Source organism: Pseudomonas auratipiscis (genome assembly GCF_036324085.1).
Classification (GTDB): Bacteria; Pseudomonadota; Gammaproteobacteria; order Pseudomonadales; family Pseudomonadaceae; genus Aquipseudomonas; species Aquipseudomonas auratipiscis.
Window position 1 is genome coordinate 334761 of sequence record NZ_JAZDCU010000003.1, and the last position, 19980, is coordinate 354740.

Sequence of the window (19980 nt, forward strand, 5' to 3'; positions counted from 1 at the left end):
CAGCTTGAACCCATGACACTTCATATGGACCCATTCTCGGCGGGCTGATTCCTCGATGATGAGAAATCTTATTATTGTATGCGTAAGGCAATTCTACAGTGCGTAATCAAATTTGTCGCACTTTAACTTAAACATCCAGACACACGAAGCGCCGACGGACGGCTATCCTCTGCACAGCTCCATCTTTTAAGGTTAGTCGCCATGCCCTTTTCGGTAAAACATCACCCCCTACGCTTCTGGCGCCATGTGCTGCCATGGCTGGTGGGGTTGATGCCTGTCCTCTGCGGCCTATTAATCATGCAGTGGCAATCCGAGCGGGAACTGCACAACCATAGCCAAGCCACGGCGCAACGAGTCGGCAATCAGATAGAGCGCATTCTCGATAATCTAGCCAAGGCCGCTAACGACCTGCTGCCATTGGCGGGGCAACCTTGCGTCAATGAGAAGCTCGCCCTGCGCGACCAGGTAACCCGGCGCGCCTTTGTTCGCTCCACCAACCTTGAATACCGCGGTGAACTGTACTGCAGTTCACTGTTCGGCCCTCACAGTGAACGGGTCGACCCCAGCGACTACGTAGCCGGCAAACTCTGGCTGATGGACGGAAACTCGGTAACCCCTGGACACCCCCTACTGGTGTACCGCATGACTGAAGGCGAGCGGGCAGCTGTTGTTACCGTCGATGGTGATCATCTGATCGGGGCGCTTTATCTGCTCGGCAATGACAATTACCTCATTCTGCAAGTCGGCCAACACTGGCTGGACCGCGCTGGAAAGGTTCAGTCCGGCGTCGTTCCACAGCCAGAGGTCGCAGCCACCGAGTTTGTCTCAACGCGCTACCCCTTCTCTATTCATAGCGGATTCAGCGAGGGCAAGGTTGCTCGACAGATGCGCAGCGAGTACCTGGCCATGTTCCTGCTGCTGGTAATACTCGGCGCCATAGCCGGTGCAACCTGTTACTGGCAACTGCGCCGGGCCAGTTCGCCTCGTGCCGAATTGCAACGCGCAATTGAAGCCAATGAATTCGTGCCTTTTTTTCAGCCAGTGGTGCGCAGCAGCGATTACCGCTGGGCCGGTGTCGAGGTCCTGATGCGCTGGCAGCACCCTCATGAAGGCTTGGTGCGTCCGGACCTATTCATTCCCTATGCAGAACACAGCGGGCAGATCGTGCCCATGACTCGCCAACTGTTCCAGCGTACGGCCCAGTTGCTGGCCCCGCATGCCGAATTCATGGAGGACGGCTTTCACATTGGCATCAACATCACCGCTGACCACTGCCAGGACATGGCGCTGCTGGACGATTGCCGTCAATTCCTGGCGGCGTTTCCCAACGACCGCGTGCGCCTGACCCTGGAGCTGACAGAACGCAAGCTGGTTGCGCCAAGCGACGTCACCCATGCCTTGTTCGCCGGGCTTCATGAGCTGGGTGTAATGATTGCGGTCGATGATTTTGGTACCGGTCAATCCAGCCTGGCCTATCTGCGCCAGTTTCAGGTTGACTATCTGAAAATCGACCAGAGCTTTGTGGCCATGATCGGCGGCGATGCGCTGTCGCTGCATATCCTCGACAGTATCATTGAGCTCTCGAGCAAACTGGGCCTGGGGATTGTTGCTGAGGGCGTTGAGACCGAAGCGCAACGTGACTACCTGGCCCGGCACAACGTCGACTTCCAGCAAGGCTACCTGTTTGCCCGACCCATGTCGGCCGAGGCGTTCATCCAGGCCTTGCAGGCACAAGACCTGGGGTCAGTCACGGACAACCGGACGCTGACGCTGGATAGTTAAGCGCCTTTCTTTTTCCTACTTCAGAGGCCCTCGTGTTCAAAGGCATCGTTTCATCAGTCATGGCGTCTTGTTTGTTCGCCGTGATGTATTTCTACACATCCCTGCTGACGCCGCTTGACGGTGAAGAAGTCTTTGGCTGGCGCACATTGCTGACCCTTCCCTGCCTGACCCTGTTCCTGCTGTTGAGCAAAGACTGGCAACTGGTGACCGGACTGCTCAGGCGCATGCGGGAAAAACCGCTGCTGTTACTGGGACAAATAGGTACGTCAGCGTTGGTGGGGGTGCAGCTGTGGCTGTTTCTCTGGGCACCGCTGCACGGGCGTAGCCTGGAAGTGTCACTGGGGTATTTTCTCTTGCCGCTGACCATGGTCCTGACCGGTCGAGTGGTCTACGGCGAGCGCCTTTCGCGCCTGCAAAAACTGGCCGTGGCATGCGCTGCAACCGGGGTGGGTCACGAACTGTACCAGCATGGTAGTTTCGCTTGGGAAACCCTGTTGGTCGCCATCGGCTACCCGTTGTATTTCGTCTTGCGGCGCAAATGCCGTACCGACCATCTGGGTGGCCTCTGGGCGGACATGTTTCTACTACTGCCAGCGGCACTGTACTTCGTCGTCCAAGGCCCGCTGAGTGCCCGGGACCTGATCGAGCACCCTGGATTGTATTGGCTGATTCCGCTCTTGGGAGTGATCAGTGCGATGGCGCTGATCTGCTACGTACTGGCAAGCCGAATGCTGGCGTTCAGCTTGTTCGGCTTGCTCAGTTATGTCGAGCCGGTGTTGCTGGTCGCTGTGGCGTTGCTACTGGGCGAGACCATCGGTCCCGACCAGTGGCTGACTTACCTGCCGATCTGGCTGGCGGTGCTGGTGCTGATCCTTGAAGGCATCAAGCACTTGCTGCGCCAGCAGCGTCGTTCGGCGTGAGGCGCACCTCGCGAACCCGGCGTTCCTCAACCGCAACAACGGTCATCTGCCAGCCGTTCCACTCCAGGCGGTCGCCTACCACAGGCAAACGGTCCAACAGACTCATCACCAAGCCCGCAAGGGTCTGGTAGTCCTCGGTGGGTTTGGCAACGAAACCGGTGCGCGCCTGGATCTGACTGAGGTTCAAGGCGCCACTGACGACAAAGCCCTGCCCGTCCTCGACAATTCCAGGTCCCTCCACCTCGCTGGCATCGGGCAACTCACCGGCGATCGACTCAAGGATATCGGTCATGGTCAGGATGCCGGTGAAGTCACCGAATTCATTGACCACGAACGCAATATGGGTCGACTTGCTGCGCATCTGCTCCAAGGCGTTGAGAATGCTGAAGCTTTCCAGCAGGTTCAACGGAGCACGCACCAGGCTCTCCAGATCGGGCTCGTTACCGGCCAGCAGTTCCTTGAGCAGTTCCTTCTTGTGCACAAAGCCCAGCGGTTCATCTATGCGGCCGTCGCGAATCAGCGGCAGGCGCGAGTAGGACGAATGCATCAGCGCTTTGCGAATCTCCTCGGCCGATTGCGCCAGATCAACCGTATCGACCTCGGCCCGCACGGTCATCACGGTCTTGATCGGACGCTCGGCAAGGTTCAGTACACCGCTGATCATGACCCGCTCGCGACGATCGAACAGCACGTGCTCTTCACCGTCGCCGACCAGATCGGCGATATCCTCACCCACTTCGTCCGCCTCGACGCGCCGCCCGCCCAACAAGCGCAGCACAGCATGGGCTGTGCGCTCACGCAGCGGCTGGTGTCGCTGCAGGCTGCGCTTGCGACCAGCACGAGCCAACTGGTTGAACACCTCCACCGCAATCGAGAAACCGATCGCCGCGTACAAGTAGCCCTTAGGAATGTGGAAGCCCAGGCCTTCAGCGGTAAGGCTGAAGCCGATCATCATCAGAAAGCCCAAACACAGCATGATCACGGTCGGGTGACTGTTGACAAAGCGCGTCAACGGCTTGCTGGCGACGATCATGATACCAATGGAGAAGATCACCGCGATCATCATGATCGACAAGTGTTCAACCATGCCCACGGCAGTGATCACAGCGTCCAGCGAGAACACCGCGTCCAGCACCACGATCTGCGCCACGATCGGCCAGAACGCAGAGTGGCGTGTATTGCCATTGGTTTGCGCCACATGACCTTCGAGACGTTCGTGCAACTCCATGGTGGCCTTGAACAACAGGAACACACCACCGAAGAGCATGATCAGGTCACGACCGGAGAAGCTCTTGTCGAATACCTCGAACAGCGGCGCGGTCAGGGTCACCATCCAGGAAATACTGGCCAGCAGGCCCAGGCGCATGATCAACGCCAGCGACAGGCCAATGACCCGCGCACGGTCGCGCTGATGCGGTGGCAGCTTGTCGGCAAGGATGGCAATGAACACCAGGTTGTCGATACCCAGTACCAGTTCCAGCACAATCAGCGTGGCAAGGCCCAGCCAGGCCGTGGGGTCGGCTAGCCATTCCATGGGTAGGTACTCATCGAGGTGAACAGGGAAGAAACGTCACAAGGACGGAAGGATGGCCGAGATGGCCAGGTACTGGGGGGCTCCGAAAACGAAGTCATAACAACCTAATATCAATTGGGGAGGAGATCCTACAATTCCAGCAGGGTTTTCTCACAGCGCAAAACTATTTCAAATTCTGTAAAACTTTCCCGCGCGCATCACCGATGCCTCCACGAGGGTAGTTTTCTTCAATATCCGCGACGACCAAGCCTGCACACTGCGTCGACCTTATTTGCGGAAGACACACTGATGAGCCTGATGCTATCCATGGCCGCTTTTGCGCTGGCCTCCTCCATCTCCCCTGGCCCGGTCAACATTGTCGCCCTAGGCAGTGGCGCCCGCCATGGTTTACGCGCCAGTCTGCGACATGTCACCGGGGCCACCCTGGGGTTCAGCCTGCTGCTGTTGCTGATTGGCCTGGGCCTGCATCAGTTGCTGCGCCACTGGCCAGCGTTGACCCAGGTGCTGCATGCAGGCGGCGTAGTGTTTTTGCTGTACATGGCCTGGAAACTGGCCAGCGACCGTGGCGAGTTGGCCGACAGTGACGCAGCTGCGGCACCTTCGATGCTCGCCGGCGCCACCTTGCAATGGCTCAATCCCAAGGCCTGGCTGGCCTGTGTAGCGGGTGTCGGGGCGTTTGTCGGCGAAGGCGAAACCGGCCTGCTCTGGCAGTTCACCGGGATCTACTTTGCAATTTGCTACGCATCCATTGCCAGTTGGGCCTGGGCTGGAAGTGTAATCAGCCAGTACCTGAGCAATCCAGGCAGGGTACGCGTGTTCAACCGCGTGCTGGCAGCGCTGTTGCTGGCCAGTGCCGTGTATCTACTGGTGGGCTGATCGGTAGTGCCCGGGCGTTGCCGCCAGGTGGCGCTTGAAGGCCCGTTGCAGGTGTGCCTGATCGGCAAAGCCGGCTTCCAGGGCTACTTCAGCAATGACGGCGCCGCAGCGTAACCGTGCCCGGGCATACTGGACCCGCTGATCGAGCAGGTAACCGTGTGGCGTCAAGCCAAAGTGTTGCTTGAACGCCCGAATCAAGTACGAGCTGGACAGGCCGACGGCATCACCGATGTCCTGCAGTCGAAGCGGCTCAGTGCAATGTTCGCGAACGAAGGCTGCAGCCGCCAGCAAGCGCTTGTTGACCTGATGATCAGCGCGATGCCCGCAAGGCAACCGCTCGATCAACTCACTGAAGAAAATACGCAAGGCCGCAAGCTTGCTGGTGCTGCTTACTTGTTCGTCTTCCAACAGCGCGTGAAGTTCGCAGAGGTTCTGGAACAGCCGTGGCGAGTCACTGCTAGACACTTCCAACGGCTGGAAGCCCAATGCCTGCAACCATGGCAGGTCCACGTACAGCATGAGGTAGGACCATGGCTCACCATCAATCGGGTTGCACGCGTGTACTGCTCCTGGGTTCATCAGTACAACGGTGCCTTCAGCTACCTGCTGACGGCCGTCACCGTTCACATAGGTGCTGCGGCCACGGGTGATCGCGCCGATGGAAAAGCTCTGGTGGGAATGCGGCGCATAGCAGACTTTGCGCCCATCATCGACGCTGCGCGCTTCGATGAATGGCAGCGCCGGGTCACGCCAGAATCGCGAATGACTGCCCATCGGTATCAACCTTCAGCGTCATGCACAACCACCAGCAACTGTGCCTGTACCTCGCCTAGCGAGCGCAGCCGATGCGGTGTCTGGGCATTGAAATAAAGCGCGTCACCACGTTCGAGGATGACCCGCTCGCTCATGAAATCCACTTCAACCTGGCCTTCGTGAACAAACAGGAATTCTTCCCCAAGGTGCTCCTTGAAGGTGGAATCGCTGAAATCAGACGGCGGGCTGATGATGAAAGGCAGCAAACTGCGGCTACCAATATGGTTGGCCAGCACTGCGTAACCTGGCCCCTGGGCACTTCCTGACAGCGCTTGACGCTCGCCGCTACGAACCAGGCTGAAACGCGCCTGCCCAGGCGAATCTTCGGCAAACAATTCTTCGACATTGACACTCAGCGCCCGCGCCAACTTCAAGGCTGCGGCAATGGAGGGCGTATTCAGGCCACGCTCAACCTTGGACAAATAGCTCTTGGTCATGCCGGACTTTTCGGCCAACACCTCCAAGGTAATTCCCAATTTTTTTCTCAACAATTTCAATCGGATAGACATGCGCTGCAATTTTCCCAATGCCACGGGCAAGCTTTTACTTGCTAATGACACATTGTGTCATTTATCCTTTTTTGTGTCATGCGCTTAACCGCCCCTTCACCTTCCAAGTAGCCGGGGCGGGCCAGCCTGACATTTTCTCTACACCATCGAGGATATCCCTATGGCCAAGACTTTGGCACTGCCCAAGGACCAGCTGATAAAGCAGGCCCTTACACAGATGCAAGGCTCGCTTGCCGATAATACGTGGACTGCACGGGAAAAGCTGGCCCTGACGTGTCGAATTCTCTTCGACAACGGTCATGACTCGGGCCTGGCCGGGCAAATCAGCACCCGCGGACCACAGCCTGGCACGTTCTACACCCAGCAACTGGGACTCGGCTTCGACGAGATCACCGCCAGCAACTTGCTGCTGGTCAATGAAGACCTGGAAGTACTCGAAGGCCACGGGATGCCTAACCCGGCCAACCGCTTTCACAGTTGGGTGTACCGCGCGCGCCCCGATGTGAACTGCATCATTCACACCCACCCCACTCATGTGGCTGCCTTATCGATGCTCGAGGTGCCGCTGCAGGTTTCGCACATGGATCTGTGCCCGCTCTACGAAGACTGCGCTTTTCTTCAGGCCTGGCCCGGGGTGCCGGTGGGTAACGAGGAAGGTGAAATCATCAGCGCCGCACTGGGTGACAAGCGCGCCATTGTGCTTTCGCACCACGGTCAATTATCGACCGGGGCAAGTATCGAGGAAGCTTGTGTCATCGCCCAGTTGATCGAGCGTGCGGCCAAGCTGCAATTGCTGGCGATGGCCGCTGGTGAAGTCAAACCCATCGAGCCAGCCCTGGGCCGTGAAGCCCATGACTGGATCTCACGCCCGAAACGCCACAGCGCAGCCTTTAACTATTATGCGCGGCAGTGCCTGCGGGCACATGCCGACTGCCTGAGCTGATTGCTTGTCCTTTTGCCTTTCTTGCGGAGCACTGTTCATGACTACTCAATTCCACGGCATTATCGGCTACACCATTACGCCTTTCACCAGCGACGGTCAGCACCTTGACCTCGCGGCCCTGGGGCTGTCCATCGATCGCTTGATTGCAGGTGGCGTGCATGCCATCGCGCCCCTGGGCAGCACCGGTGAAGGCGCCTACCTGAGCGATCAGGAATGGGACCAGGCCACCGAATTCAGCCTTGCGCACATTGCCGGCAGAGTGCCGACCATTGTCAGCGTCTCCGACCTCACCACCGCTGGCGCCATCCGCCGTGCGCGCTTCGCCCAGGCTCATGGCGCCGATGCGGTCATGGTCTTGCCAACGGCCTACTGGAAACTCAGCGAGGCGGAGATCTTCGCGCACTATCAGGCCATCGGTGCCAGCATCAACATTCCAATCATGCTCTACAACAACCCTGCCACCAGCGGTACCGACATGTCGGTTGAGCTGATCTTGCGCATCGTGCGGGAGGTCGAGAATGTAACCATGGTCAAGGAGAGTACCGGCGACATTCAGCGTATGCACAAGCTGCAATTGCTCGGTGAAGGTAAAGTGCCGTTCTACAACGGTTGCAACCCTATGGCCCTGGAAGCATTCATTGCCGGTGCCAGCGGCTGGTGTACAGCGGCGGCCAACCTGATTCCCGAACTCAACCAGTCGCTGTACAAAGCGGTGGTGGCCAACGACCTGGAAACCGCCAAAACAGTGTTCTACCGTCAATTGCCGCTGCTGGACTTCATCCTCAAGGCCGGCCTGCCTGCCACCGTCAAAGCCGGGTTGGCCATCGACGGTTTGCCAGTAGGCGAACCTCGTCGTCCGGTGTTCGCCCTTAACCAGGCCGGTAAGGATCACCTGCGCCAGCTTATGGCCAACCTGCTAACCCCTGACCGCCATGCGTAAGCGATAGCTCCCGGGACTTTCACCGGTCCACTTCTTGAACGCACGATGAAACGCACTGGGCTCCTGGAACCCGGTGCGTTCGGCTATTTCGGCAATGCTCATATCGGTTTCACGCAAGCACTCAAAGGCCATTGCCCGACGTACTTCATCCTTTATCTGCTGGAACGAACGCCCCTCGCGTTCCAACTGCCGGCGGAAGCTGCTGGCACTCAGCCCCTGGCGTTTGGCCATGGCCACCAGGGTGGGCCACTGCCCCTGATCGCGCTCGCGCAAGTAACGGTAGACCTGAGCCACCAGACCATTCTGGTTGCGATAGCGAATTACCAGCCATTGTGGCGCACTGCGTAAAAACGTCTTGAGCCCGGCCAGGTCCTGAATGACCGGCAAACGCAGGTAGTCAGCGGCAAACTCGATTTCACTTACCCCTGCCCCCAATTGCAGATTGGGGCCCCAAAGCAACAGATCGTCGTCCTGGGACGGCCTTTTATCCGTCAGCGCAGTGCGGTCGATGACCAGGCGTTGTCCGCCCAACCAGCACATCAAGCTGATTACCAGGGCGAAGAAGGTTTCCTCGGCATACACCCGAGTCGATGGGTCTTCGATGCGTGACTGTAGGCTTATTACCGCCCGCCCGCCCTTGATCGACAGGCTCGCGCTCACATCGCGCAAAAACAGACCGAAGTACACCAGGCACTGACGCAGGGCCTTTTCCAGGTTGGGCTCCTGGATCAGGCCGCGACAGATCAGGGCGAAACTGCCCATCGGCATGCCATGGCTATCGAGGCTGAAGAACTCATCGTCCAGGGCCTGGATCAGAATCAGCCAGAGCCGGGTGAAAGCCGTGGCCGAAACGCGCGCACCGGCGACCTCGAGCACGCCCGGATCGATGCCGGCCTCGCGCAGCAAAGCTGACGCGCGCTGCGGTTGGTCGCGCAGGGCGTGCAACATGCTATGGACGAAGTAAACCGCGACTGTATCGTTTTCCCGCATGGCGGATTCCGCAAGGTATGGCAAAAAATACCAGTTTCAGTGAACAGTTATGGCATAGGCCCGGTGAAAGGCTTTGCCTAGACTCAATGGCAACCTGAACCTGGCGTGATGTGCATTCTGTCAGAGCCTGCCACCGTCCCGCCATGTATTCGCATACTGGAGTCGATCATGAACACCCCGGAAATCTACGTAGTCAGCGCCGTTCGTTCAGCCATTGGCAGTTTTGGCGGTTCCCTCAAGGACCTTCCCCTGGCTGACCTGGCCAGCAGCGTAACTCGCGCGGCCATCGAGCGCGCCGGTGTGGCACCTGAGCAAATCGGCCACGTGGTAATGGGTACGGTGATTCCAACCGAGGCACGCGATGCCTATCTGGCCCGCGTTGCGGCGATGAATGCCGGCATTCCCAAGGAAACCCCGGCCTTCAACGTCAACCGCCTGTGTGGTTCGGGTCTGCAGGCCATTGTATCGGCTGCCCAAAGCCTGCTGCTCGGTGACGCCGAGGCGGTGGTGGCTGCCGGTGCCGAATCCATGAGCCGTGGCCCTTACCTGCTGCCACAAGCTCGCTGGGGTGCGCGCATGGGTGATCTGAAGGGCGTGGACTACATGCTCGGTGTTCTCCACGATCCTTTCGCCGGTTTCCATATGGGCATCACTGCCGAAAACGTTGCCGAGCGTAACGGCATCACCCGCCAGATGCAGGACGACCTGGCATTGGTCAGCCAGCAACGCGCCGCCCGCGCCATTGCCGAAGGCCGTTTCGACAGCCAGATCGTGCCTATCGACATTCCTGGCCGTAAAGGCACCGTGCGTTTTGAAATCGACGAGCACGTGCGCGGCGAAGTCACCGCTGAACAGCTGGCCGGCATGAAGGCAGCCTTCAAGAAGGACGGCACGGTCACCGCCGGCAACGCCAGCGGCCTGAACGACGGCGCCGGCGCCCTGGTCCTGGCCACTGGCGACTTCGTCAAACGCCACGGCCTCAAGCCCCTCGCCCGCCTGGTCAGCTATGCCCACGCTGGCGTAGAACCTGAGCTGATGGGCCTTGGCCCGGTCCCAGCCACGCGCAAGGCCCTGGAAAAAGCCGGCCTGCAAATCGCCGACCTGGACGTGATCGAATCCAACGAAGCCTTTGCTGCCCAAGCCTGCGCCGTGGCGGCAGAGCTGGGCTTTGATCCCGAGAAGGTCAACCCCAACGGTTCCGGCATTTCCCTGGGCCACCCAGTGGGTGCTACCGGCGCAATCATCGCGACCAAGGCCATCCACGAACTGCAACGCATCGAAGGCCGCTATGCACTGGCAACCATGTGCATCGGAGGCGGCCAAGGCATCGCCGTGGTCTTCGAGCGCGTCTGAACAAGGAGCTCTGAACGTGAGTATTGAACATATTGCGGTGATCGGCGCTGGCACCATGGGCAATGGCATTGCCCAAGTCTGTGCAGTGGCCGGTTACCAGGTTACCTTGATCGATGTTTCCGACGCCGCGCTGGAGCGCGGCCTGGCCACCTTGCGTAAAAACCTGGAGCGTCAGGTCAGCAAGCAGGTTCTGGCCGCCGACCTCGCCGAGGCGGCTGTCGCGCGGATCCGCACCAGCACCGACTACACCCAGTTGCAGCAGGCACAAATGGTGATCGAGGCGGCCACCGAGAACCTCGAACTGAAAGTGCGCATTCTCCAGCAGATTGCCACTAGCGTCAGCAGTGAGTGCGTGATTGCAACCAACACGTCGTCGCTGTCGATCACTCAGTTGGGCGCGGCGGTCAGCCATCCCGAGCGCTTTATCGGTGTGCATTTCTTCAACCCGGTGCCGATGATGGCCTTGGTCGAGATTATTCGCGGCCTGCAAACCAACGATGCCACCCACGCCACGGCCATGGCCCTGACCGAGCGGGTCGGCAAGACGCCTATCAGCGCCGGCAACCGTCCAGGCTTCGTGGTCAACCGTATCCTGGTGCCGATGATCAATGAGGCGATCTTCGTGCTGCAGGAAGGCCTGGCCAGTGCCGAAGACATCGACATCGGCATGCGCCTTGGCTGCAACCAGCCAATTGGCCCACTGGCCCTGGCGGATCTGATCGGCCTGGACACCCTGCTGGCCATTCTCGAGGCCTTTCACGAAGGCTATAGCGACAGCAAATACCGCCCTGCACCCCTGCTCAAGGAAATGGTTGCCGCCGGCTACCTGGGGCGCAAGAGCGGTCGTGGTTTCTTCACCTACTGAGGAGCAAGTCGATGGACGCCGCTTTGCGTTGTACGAATTTCGAAGAGCGGCGTGACCGGGCTCTGGCGCTGTTCGCCGAGAAGGGTTTTGGCCAGGTGAGCATGCGCGAACTGGCCAGCCACCTGGGCTTGACGGCGGGGTCGCTGTACCACCACTTCCCCAGCAAGCAGGACCTGCTCTACGATCTGATCGAAGAGCTGTATGAGGAATTGCTTGCGACCCTCAACAAGGGGCGTCGTGCTCATCAGCAAACGCTCTCTGAAGTAATCGCTGCACACTGGGCGCTACACGCCGAGCGCCCCTTGCAGTTTCGCCTCGCTGAACGCGACCAATGCTGCCTGAGCCCGGATCAGCAGGCGCGCATCGGTCAACTGCGCCAACAGTATGAAACGGCTCTGCTGCGCATGATCGTGCCCAAGGCTACCTTGGGTGGCCAGGCGCTGGTGGCAACGGCCCATGTCATTGCCAATCTGCTCAACAGCGTACCCAGTTGGTTGCAGGCTTCACAGCTGCCCCAGGCCCAAGGGCTGGCGCTGATGGAAAGCATGGTGTTGGGTGGGATCGAGCGTACGCTGCGCGGTGAAAGCCTCACGTCGATGGTTTGAGTGTCTACTCATTGGGATAGATGCTGCGCTGGCCATTTTCATGGGGGCGGTTGAGGTAAATCGCATCAATGGCCTCACGCGCTGCACCTTGCGTGCCCCAATGGCTGGACAGATGTATGTAGCGTTTGCGCAACAGCGCTTCTTCACATTCATTCAACGGAGAAGTCGCCTGCTGCCCCTGCGCGTGCTGCATCAGCTTGTCGGCGATTACCTGCAATGCGGGTGGCAATGCCATGCGCTGCTCGTCCAGTGCTTCGAACGGCACATTCTGATCAACACTCAGCCTGTGCATGATTCGCAGGTAAATCAGTGCCAGATCACCAGCCACTCGGCGCTTGCCTTGCACAAACGCAATCACACGTTTCTCGGCAGGTGTATCACGTTTGGCAGGTTGCAATGCGTCCACCTGAGTACAGACCTCCAACTGTAGATTCAGCGACTGCCAGGTGTGCTGATCACGTTCCAGACAAAGCTGGGCCTTCTTGCAGGCCTGACTTTTTCCATTTTCCAGGCTGGCAGGCTCGGTGCTGCTGATAGGCCGCGTCAGTACCACGGTCTCCAAAGCTTCAGGTAAATAACCGCCGCCAACATCGGAGTGCGCGCCTGGCACCACGATATCGTTGTCTGTCTGGGTCAACGGAAAGTTTTTGCGCTGTTCGTCCCGTGCCACCAGTTGCACGATCTTTCGGGCAGCAGTCGGCCTGAGCTTCATTTCGACGCCAGAGTATTGAGCATTGGCTGGGCTGAGATTACCTTCCAGTACCGAGATGATCGCTGCGACAGAGTCGTACAAACCGATGAAATTGATTGCCAGGAATTGTGTCGACTGCCAGTCGAAATTCTCTGGCAGCAACGCCTCTGACCTCGGCCAGAGCTGCGCCAACGCACTGCCGGCGCCTTTGCCCAAATCATTGGCAAAATGCCGAGCCGCTGCTGCTCCACGGCTGAAACCGAAGATGTCGAATTCGATGCGTTGAGCGCTTGTCCCGGGGTTACTGGCCGACCAGCGCCTTACTTGCTCAATGACCGCGGCCGGCGCCTGTTGCGCTCGGGCAATCACACCAGAGCCGTAGCGCCCGGTCATCATGCTCAGGCTCGAGTCCTTCTCACCCGCCTGTGTGCCGATTCCCTCGACGTACACCTTCAGGCTCGCGGTTGTCTGACCGTCTTTCACCTGCTCAGCGGCCTGGTCCCGATACAGTTCATACAACTTGGCGATATTGGTTTTAGCAGTGCCATAGCTGTCGGTCGGTACACTCCCGCGACCATCGTAGCCATATTTTGCGCAGTGCTCGCGTAACGCAAGCGGCGCGCTTGCCAAATTGCTATCAGGCCCCATGCAGGCTGCTACCAGCTCGCTGTTGTGCAGATTATTACCCGTGCCGTCAAAAAATACGCCTACGCGTAGACACAGAACAGTGCTTTCCTTTGCCGCACTAGTAGGCATGTGAATACTCCCTGTGATGAATACCGGGAAGTCATCACACGCCTTCACAGGCAGCGGGAATATCAGCTAGGCGCAGCAGATCTCGTCGGAACCGTCTGCGCGCGCCTGAGGTAAAGCGTTGACGTCAAACGCTGCGCCGCGTTCAGGCCAGCGGCAGGCGCAGCGTAAAAGTCGCCCCCTGCCCCTCGGCGCTTCGTACCTCGAGGCGGCCGCCATGAGCCAGCACAATCTGCTCGGAAATGTACAAACCCAAACCCAAGCCCGCACTGCCCTGATTTGAGTCAACACGCTCGAACTGCTGGAAAATCCGCTGCTGGTTTTCCTCACTGATCCCGATGCCCTGGTCGCTCACCTCGATGCACGCCCACTGTTGCTGCTCGAAGGCGCGCACAGTGACAGGATGCTTGGCGCCGTAGCGCAGGGCGTTGGTCAACAGATTGGCAATCACCTGCTCAATGCGAAACTCATCCCAGACTCCGACTAGCGGCGCATCGATTTTCAGTTCTATGGTTGATTGCGCTGCTGCGGCCTGAGCGGCAAAGTTCTCGATCAAGCCACCGACCAGGCGCGTAAGGTCAAATTGGCTGGGCCGGATGGACAGTTTGCCAGTGCGAATCCGGGACACATCGAGCATATCTTCGATCAAGCGGATCAAGCTGTTGATCTGACGCTCATCGCGATCGACCATCGCGCGCATCTTGTCCAGGGCAAAAGCGTCGGCATTGTCGCGCGCCAAATGCAGCTTGCGCAGTTGGGTTTCCAGAATCAGACCGTTCAGTGGGGTGCGCAACTCGTGGGACACAATCGACATGAAGTCGTCGCGCATGCGCACGGCGTGTTCCAGCTCCGTGCGTGCCGCTTGCAGTTGCGTCAGCAATTGCTCCTGCTCTGCACGGCTGCGCTCGATAGCCTCCAACTGCTGGCCCAGCGCCTTGCGCTGGCGGAACAGATCGACGAACACTGCCACCTTGCTTTTCACCGCCTGGTTATCCAGTGGCTTGTGCAGAAAGTCCACTGCTCCGCTTTCGTAGCCCTTGAAGGCATAGTTCATTTCACGCCCAGCAGCGCTGACAAAAACGATGGGGATGTTCTTGGTTTTCTCTGTACCGCGCATCAACTCGGCCAGCTCGAATCCATTCATCCCCGGCATCTGCACATCGAGAATGGCCAGGGCGAACTCGTGCTCAAGCAACAATGAAAGCGCCTGGTCAGCAGACTGGGCCTGGTAGACATCCCGGTCGTCGCCCTTGACCAGCGCATCCAGTGCCAGCAGGTTTTCTGGCAGGTCATCGACAATCAGCAGTTTGGCTTGGATGTGGCTTAGCATTTGGGGGGTTCCAACTTGGCGAGCAATTGCCCGATGCCGCTCAACGGCAGTGTGTAGTCAGGTCGGTGCAAAGCCAATGCCGCTTCGGGCATTGTCGCAACATGAGCTTCGCTCGGATCCTGGACAAAGGTGTAGCCGCCCAACTGCTTGATGTATGCAAGACCACGGGCGCCGTCTTCATTGGCCCCCGTCAGCAACACGCCCACCAACGTCGGCCCATAGGCATCAGCAGCCGACTCAAACAAAATATCGATTGAAGGCCGGGAAAAGTGCACCCGTTCTTCCTGACTCAAGGAAAAGCTGAGGTCCTGCTCCAACGACAGGTGATAACCGGGACCGGCAAAGTAAATCGTGCCCGCGGCTATTGTCTGTTTATCCTGGGCCTCGCACACCTCGCGCCCGAGCCTGCGCTTGAACACCTGCGCCAACTGGCTGTGACGGTCATCCGGCAGGTGCAGCACGCACACAATCGGGATGGAAAAATCCTTCGGCAAGGCATGGAACAGACTCAACAAGGCACTGACACCTCCGGCCGAGGCACCGACGACAATCGCCTGTATGTCTTTCATGACTTGCGGTAGATCCGTTCTGGTTTAACAAAGGCCTGGAACTGATCAGCGTAGGAGGAAAAGTCCAAGGTTTCCTTACTGCCCAATACCAGGAAGCCGCGATGACAAAGCGACTCATGAAATAGCCCGAATGCTCGGTCCTGCAGCGTCTTATTGAAATAAATCAGTACGTTACGGCAGGAAACCAACTGGGTTTCGGAAAAAACGCTGTCGGTAGCAAGGCTATGGTCGGCAAAGGTCACGTTGTCACGCAGGCTGCTGTCGACAATGGCGTTGCCATAGGCGCAGGTGTAGTAATCGCTGAAGTCCCGACGGCCTCCGGCCTTGCGATAGTTCTGGGCATACTCGCGCATGTTCTGCACCGAATAGATACCCTGCTTGGCTTTCTCCAGGGAGCTGGGGTTGATATCGGTGGCGTAGATGATGGTGCGGTCGAGCAGGCCTTCCTCACGCAGCAGAATGGCCATTGAGTAGACTTCCTCGCCCGTGCTGCAGCCCGCGATCCAGATTTTCAGCGAAGGCCAGGTACGCAGTAGCGGTACCACCTCCTGGCGCAGGGCCAGAAAGTGTTCCGGGTCGCGAAACATCTCGCTGACTGGAATGGTGAGAAACTGCAGCAGCTGCATGAACATGCCAGGGTCATGCAGTACCCGCTCCTGCAGCGCGGAGACCGTCTTGCAGTCAAACTGGCGCAACGCATGCTGGATCCGGCGCTTGATCGAAGCGCCGGAGTAATCGCGAAAGTCATAGCTGTACTTGAGGTAGATCGCCTCGATCAACAGCCGTATTTCTATGTCGGTATTACGTTCGATGCTCAAATTCGCTCCAGTTGTGGCAGCCATACACGAATCAACGAGAACAGGCGATCCAGATCGATCGGCTTGGCCAAATAATCATTGGCACCGGCTTCCAGGCATCGATGCTGATCATCTTTCATGGCCTTGGCAGTCACGGCGATAATCGGCAGCTTGCGCCAGCGCGGCTGCTGACGGATCAAACGGGTCGCTTCGTAGCCATCCATCTCTGGCATCATCACATCCATCAGTACCAGATCGATATCGCTGTTTAGCTCCAGTTGCTCGATAGCCTCGCGTCCGTTGCGGGCGATTTCGACGATCGCCCCCTTATGCTCAAGCGCACTGGTCAAAGCAAAAATGTTGCGCACATCATCGTCCACCAACAGCAATTTGCGCCCTTCGAAGACCTTGTCGCGGCTGCGCGCGGTCTTCAACATGCGTTGCCGTTCATGGGACAGTGTCGATTCGACTTTGTGCAGGAACAGTGTCACTTCATCGAGCAGGCGTTCTGGAGAACGTGCGCCCTTGATGATGATCGAGCGTGAGTACTTGAGCAGATCAGCCTCTTCGTCACGCGTCAGGTTGCGCCCGGTATAGACGATCACAGGCGGGAACGAACGGATATCCTCGTCCGACATGCGCTTGAGCAGTTCATTGCCGAGCATGTCGGGCAACTTCAGATCGATGATCATGCAGTCATAGATATTCTCGCGCAGTAAGTCCAGCGCTTCCTGCGCCATACCGACAGCGGTTATTTCAATGTCATCGTCACCGATCAAGCGGGCGATGCTCTCGCGCTGCAGATCATCGTCTTCTACCAGCAGAATGTGCTTGAGCTTTTGCGTCAGTTTGTCTTCCAGGCGCGCGAACACCGCCTTGAGCTCTTCGCGGCTGGCCGGTTTGACCGCGTAGCCGACAGCGCCCATGTGCATGGCGGCTTCCACGCGGTCTTCGACGGAAATGATGTGCACCGGAATATGACGGGTACTGGCCTGCTCCTTGAGTCGTTGCAACACGGTCAAGCCAGAGTGATCCGGCAGGCGCATGTCGAGCAGAATGGCGTCCGGAATGAACCCTGCGGCCAGCTCATAGCCCTCGTCGGCGGCCTGTGCAACCAGACAGCTGTACCCAAGCTCATGAGCCAGATCGAAAAGAATACGGGCGAAATTCGGCTCGTCCTCGACGACCAGAATGCAACGATTGCTGAACGGTGCCAACTCACGATCATCGGCAAAGGCTAATGTGCTGCGGGGAACCACAACAGCATCAAGTGCTGCTTGCGGCGCGGCTACAGGCTGGGCAGCCACTGTAACGGGCGGGTTGATTATCGCTGCTGGCGCCTGGATAACCCCAGGTTCATAACGCAGCGGCAGGATCAGACTGAATACGCTGCCCTTGCCCAGATCGCTGGCCACCGTAATCTGGCCGCCGAGCAACTCAGCGAGGTCGCGCGAAATAGACAAGCCAAGCCCGGTGCCGCCATATCGTCGATTGGTTGTGCCATCGGCCTGGTGGAACGCTTCGAAAATACTTTGCTGCTGATCGGCGGCGATACCGATGCCGCTGTCACGTACCGAGAACACTACCCCCATATCGGCCTGCCAGCCGACATTAAGGCTGACTTGCCCGGCGTCGGTGAATTTCACGGCATTGGACAGCAGATTCTTGAGGATCTGCTCCAGACGCTGGCGATCGGTGTACAACGTAGCGGGTACTTCAGGCTCAACGACCACGCTGAAACTCAACTGTTTGTCCTTGGCCAGCGGCTCGAACATCGCTTGCAGGCCTTCGGTCAGGCGCGTTACATGGGTGGTTTCCGGACGCACTTCAAGCTTGCCCGCCTCGACCTTGGCAATGTCGAGAATATCGTTGATCAAATTGAGTAGATCGTTGCCAGCCGAGTAGATCGACTCGGCGAACTTGACTTGATCTTCACTGAGGTTTTCCTGGGGATTCTCTGCCAACAACTTGGCCAGAATCAGCGAGCTGTTGAGCGGTGTGCGCAGCTCGTGGGACATGTTGGCAAGGAATTCCGACTTGTACTTGCTGGAGCGCTGCAACGCTTCGGCGCGGGTCTGCAATTCGGCCTGGGCCTGATTCAGCTCGCCGTTCTTGCGGTTCAGGGCATCGCGCTGTTCAGCCAGCGCATCAGTACGCTCGGCCAATTGTTCGTTGGTCTGCTCCAGTTCCGCCTGCTGAGTCTCAAGGTGCGCCTGGGATTCCTTGAGCACCCGCGACTGTTCCTCAAGCTCTTCGTTGGCGGTTTTCAGCTCTTCCTGCTGCACCTGCAGCTCTTCGTTGAGCTGCTGGGTTTCCGCCAACACCTCCTGTAGACGCTGGCGGTAGCGAGCGCTCTCGATGGAGGTGCCAAGATTGTCGGCAACCAGTTCGAACAGCTCGATATCGCGGTCAGTCAGCGTGCGCAAGAAGCCAAGTTCAACAACACCGTTGACCTGGCCATCGTTGCTGGCGGGCACCAGCACGACGCTACGTGGTAAACCTTCACCCAGGCCGGAGCTGACCTTGAAGTAGTCGTCGGGTACTTCATCAAGGCGCAACAGCTGCCCCTGGTTTACTGCTTGCGCCAACAAGCCTTCATGAGAACCGACCACCTGTTCCCGGGCCTGTTGTTCACCCGACAAACCGTAACCGGCAACGCGTCGTAGGCCGCCATGCTCGTCCCGCACATACAGCGCAGCCACGACACAACCGACGTAATTGGCAAAAAAACGCAGGATATTGTTACCCAGCATCGGCAACGTCAATTGACCCAATACCTGCTCGGCCAGCTTCGTCTGGCCGGTACGCATCCATGCTTGCTGCTCCAGACGCTGGGTGGCGCGTTGTTGGGCTTGCAGGTTGCTGGTGTAGCTCGACGACAGCGCCATCAAGTCCCGCCGCCCCAAGAACGCCAGCAAGGCACTTAGCAGAATAATGAACACCAGGTACACCGAAATGGCCACCACGGTAACGGTGCTGACTTGATCACTACGCGCCGCCCGTAGTTGCTGCTCCATGTCGATGAACGAATCAAATTCCTGGCGCATCTCGTCGGTGATGCGTTTGCCACGGCCACTGCGAATCGGCTGACTGTAGTCCCCGGCATTGCGTCGCAGGTCGATCATCTCGCTGCCGAAGGCGTTCCACTCCTGTTGCAGGCCGATGAGTCGGCCCAGACGGTCTACTTGCTGCGGGTTGTCCTTGACCAGTTGCTGCAAGTCCTTGAGCGCCGACAACACTTGCGGCTTGGCCAGCTCGTAGGGGGCAAGAAACTGTTCATCCCCGGTGATCAGGAACCCGCGCATACCGGTTTCCATATCAATAGAAAGCTTTACCGTCTCGTTGGTGTTGTTGATCACCCGGTCGGAATGCTGCAGCCACTGGATGGCCGATAGCAGATAGCTGATCACTACCACAAACACTACAGCGCTGAGCAAACCGACCCCCAACGGTAGACCGATGTTACGGCTCAGCAGCTTACGAAAGCTTTGCTGATCTATCGAGGCTGGCTGAATCATCTGAAAGTGCCCAAGCAAGTGAATCAAACGAAAGAGTACGGCGGATTATCCGAGTAAATAGTCTACTTTCCCCACCAAGTCTAAACAGCTTTGTCGTTTTCGACAGGGCATTTAGCCAGCATTTGAGAGTGCTCTGCAGCAATCGTTCCCTGTTTTTTGCGCAAATCGCTATTCTGCACAAAAAACCGGGAA

At 58.3% G+C, this 19980-nt stretch carries 16 protein-coding genes and 1 pseudogene; 8 read left to right on the forward strand and 9 right to left on the reverse strand.

From position 1 onward, the window contains the following. Positions 1–201 precede the first annotated feature (201 nt). Together V0R60_RS06325 and rarD are read left to right on the forward strand one after the other, a co-directional pair. Positions 202–1778, forward strand: a pseudogene (locus V0R60_RS06325) (EAL domain-containing protein). A gap of 36 nt (positions 1779–1814) precedes the next feature. Continuing rightward, positions 1815–2702 (forward strand): EamA family transporter RarD, encoded by an 888-nt coding sequence (rarD, locus tag V0R60_RS06330; RefSeq protein WP_330078945.1) that lies wholly within the window; start codon positions 1815–1817, stop codon positions 2700–2702. Here rarD and V0R60_RS06335 read toward each other — a convergent pair. Continuing rightward, a complete protein-coding gene (locus tag V0R60_RS06335) occupies positions 2665–4236 on the reverse strand; it encodes a TerC family protein (RefSeq protein WP_330078944.1) in 1572 nt (523 codons plus the stop codon). The two genes, rarD and V0R60_RS06335, sit on opposite strands and share 38 nt — an antisense overlap. Before the next feature lie 288 nt (positions 4237–4524). Here V0R60_RS06335 and V0R60_RS06340 point away from each other — a divergent pair, with 288 nt between their 5' ends. Continuing rightward, entirely contained in the window at positions 4525–5112 is a 588-nt protein-coding gene (locus tag V0R60_RS06340) for a LysE family translocator (RefSeq protein ID WP_330078943.1), read from the forward strand. Here V0R60_RS06340 and V0R60_RS06345 read toward each other — a convergent pair. Beyond that, complete coding sequence (locus V0R60_RS06345; RefSeq protein WP_136475721.1) at positions 5098–5886, reverse strand: AraC family transcriptional regulator; 789 nt, start codon at positions 5884–5886, stop codon at positions 5098–5100. The genes V0R60_RS06340 and V0R60_RS06345 overlap by 15 nt on opposite strands. Before the next feature lie 5 nt (positions 5887–5891). After that, the gene (locus V0R60_RS06350; protein ID WP_136475720.1) at positions 5892–6434 is read right to left on the reverse strand and encodes a helix-turn-helix domain-containing protein; all 543 of its coding nucleotides are present in this window, start codon (positions 6432–6434) and stop codon (positions 5892–5894) included. A 160-nt stretch (positions 6435–6594) separates the two neighbouring features. On the opposite strand from V0R60_RS06350, the gene V0R60_RS06355 reads away from it, so the two are divergent. Both V0R60_RS06355 and V0R60_RS06360 read left to right on the forward strand, forming a co-directional pair. Continuing rightward, positions 6595–7377, forward strand: a complete 783-nt coding sequence (locus V0R60_RS06355) for an aldolase (protein WP_136475719.1) — start codon at positions 6595–6597, stop codon at positions 7375–7377. Between the two features lie 37 nt (positions 7378–7414). Beyond that, a complete protein-coding gene (locus V0R60_RS06360) occupies positions 7415–8317 on the forward strand; it encodes a dihydrodipicolinate synthase family protein (protein WP_136475718.1) in 903 nt (300 codons plus the stop codon). Here the strand turns inward: V0R60_RS06360 and V0R60_RS06365 are convergent. Continuing rightward, positions 8294–9307 carry an AraC family transcriptional regulator gene (locus V0R60_RS06365; RefSeq protein WP_330078942.1) on the reverse strand — a complete coding sequence of 338 codons (1014 nt, stop codon included), beginning with the start codon at positions 9305–9307 and terminating at the stop codon, positions 8294–8296. The two genes, V0R60_RS06360 and V0R60_RS06365, sit on opposite strands and share 24 nt — an antisense overlap. A 168-nt stretch (positions 9308–9475) precedes the next feature. On the opposite strand from V0R60_RS06365, the gene V0R60_RS06370 reads away from it, so the two are divergent. The 3 genes from V0R60_RS06370 to V0R60_RS06380 are packed head-to-tail and all read left to right on the forward strand — an operon-like array spanning position 9476 to position 12130. Beyond that, complete coding sequence (locus tag V0R60_RS06370) at positions 9476–10660, forward strand: acetyl-CoA C-acyltransferase family protein (protein ID WP_136475716.1); 1185 nt, start codon at positions 9476–9478, stop codon at positions 10658–10660. 16 nt (positions 10661–10676) lie between these two features. Then, the gene (locus V0R60_RS06375) at positions 10677–11525 is read left to right on the forward strand and encodes a 3-hydroxybutyryl-CoA dehydrogenase (protein WP_136475715.1); all 849 of its coding nucleotides are present in this window, start codon (positions 10677–10679) and stop codon (positions 11523–11525) included. 11 nt (positions 11526–11536) lie between these two features. Then, positions 11537–12130, forward strand: coding sequence for a TetR/AcrR family transcriptional regulator (locus tag V0R60_RS06380; protein ID WP_330078941.1), 594 nt, complete (start codon positions 11537–11539; stop codon positions 12128–12130). 4 nt (positions 12131–12134) lie between these two features. Here V0R60_RS06380 and V0R60_RS06385 read toward each other — a convergent pair whose 3' ends face one another. From V0R60_RS06385 to V0R60_RS06405, 5 genes are all read right to left on the reverse strand, one after another. Then, positions 12135–13577, reverse strand: coding sequence for a DUF2235 domain-containing protein (locus V0R60_RS06385; protein WP_330078940.1), 1443 nt, complete (start codon positions 13575–13577; stop codon positions 12135–12137). A 142-nt stretch (positions 13578–13719) separates the two neighbouring features. Continuing rightward, positions 13720–14904, reverse strand: coding sequence for a hybrid sensor histidine kinase/response regulator (locus V0R60_RS06390; protein ID WP_136475712.1), 1185 nt, complete (start codon positions 14902–14904; stop codon positions 13720–13722). After that, positions 14898–15473, reverse strand: a complete 576-nt coding sequence (locus V0R60_RS06395) for a chemotaxis protein CheB (protein ID WP_136475711.1) — start codon at positions 15471–15473, stop codon at positions 14898–14900. Before V0R60_RS06395 ends, V0R60_RS06390 begins: the two co-directional genes overlap by 7 nt. Continuing rightward, positions 15470–16291 (reverse strand): CheR family methyltransferase, encoded by an 822-nt coding sequence (locus V0R60_RS06400; RefSeq protein WP_136475710.1) that lies wholly within the window; start codon positions 16289–16291, stop codon positions 15470–15472. The genes V0R60_RS06395 and V0R60_RS06400 overlap by 4 nt, the downstream gene beginning before the upstream one ends. Continuing rightward, on the reverse strand, positions 16288–19788 hold the full coding sequence (locus tag V0R60_RS06405) for a response regulator (RefSeq protein WP_330078939.1): 3501 nt from the start codon (positions 19786–19788) through the stop codon (positions 16288–16290). The genes V0R60_RS06400 and V0R60_RS06405 overlap by 4 nt, the downstream gene beginning before the upstream one ends. Positions 19789–19980: the final 192 nt, after the last annotated feature.

Coding starts and splice junctions, on each gene's coding strand:
- V0R60_RS06335 (WP_330078944.1), bottom strand. CDS start 4,236: ATGGAATGGCTAGCCGACCCCACGGCCTGGCTGGGCCTTGCCACGCTG.
- V0R60_RS06340 (WP_330078943.1), top strand. CDS start 4,525: ATGAGCCTGATGCTATCCATGGCCGCTTTTGCGCTGGCCTCCTCCATC.
- V0R60_RS06345 (WP_136475721.1), bottom strand. CDS start 5,886: ATGGGCAGTCATTCGCGATTCTGGCGTGACCCGGCGCTGCCATTCATC.
- V0R60_RS06350 (WP_136475720.1), bottom strand. CDS start 6,434: ATGTCTATCCGATTGAAATTGTTGAGAAAAAAATTGGGAATTACCTTG.
- V0R60_RS06355 (WP_136475719.1), top strand. CDS start 6,595: ATGGCCAAGACTTTGGCACTGCCCAAGGACCAGCTGATAAAGCAGGCC.
- V0R60_RS06360 (WP_136475718.1), top strand. CDS start 7,415: ATGACTACTCAATTCCACGGCATTATCGGCTACACCATTACGCCTTTC.
- V0R60_RS06365 (WP_330078942.1), bottom strand. CDS start 9,307: ATGCGGGAAAACGATACAGTCGCGGTTTACTTCGTCCATAGCATGTTG.
- V0R60_RS06370 (WP_136475716.1), top strand. CDS start 9,476: ATGAACACCCCGGAAATCTACGTAGTCAGCGCCGTTCGTTCAGCCATT.
- V0R60_RS06380 (WP_330078941.1), top strand. CDS start 11,537: ATGGACGCCGCTTTGCGTTGTACGAATTTCGAAGAGCGGCGTGACCGG.
- V0R60_RS06385 (WP_330078940.1), bottom strand. CDS start 13,577: ATGCCTACTAGTGCGGCAAAGGAAAGCACTGTTCTGTGTCTACGCGTA.
- V0R60_RS06390 (WP_136475712.1), bottom strand. CDS start 14,904: ATGCTAAGCCACATCCAAGCCAAACTGCTGATTGTCGATGACCTGCCA.
- V0R60_RS06395 (WP_136475711.1), bottom strand. CDS start 15,473: ATGAAAGACATACAGGCGATTGTCGTCGGTGCCTCGGCCGGAGGTGTC.
- V0R60_RS06405 (WP_330078939.1), bottom strand. CDS start 19,788: ATGATTCAGCCAGCCTCGATAGATCAGCAAAGCTTTCGTAAGCTGCTG.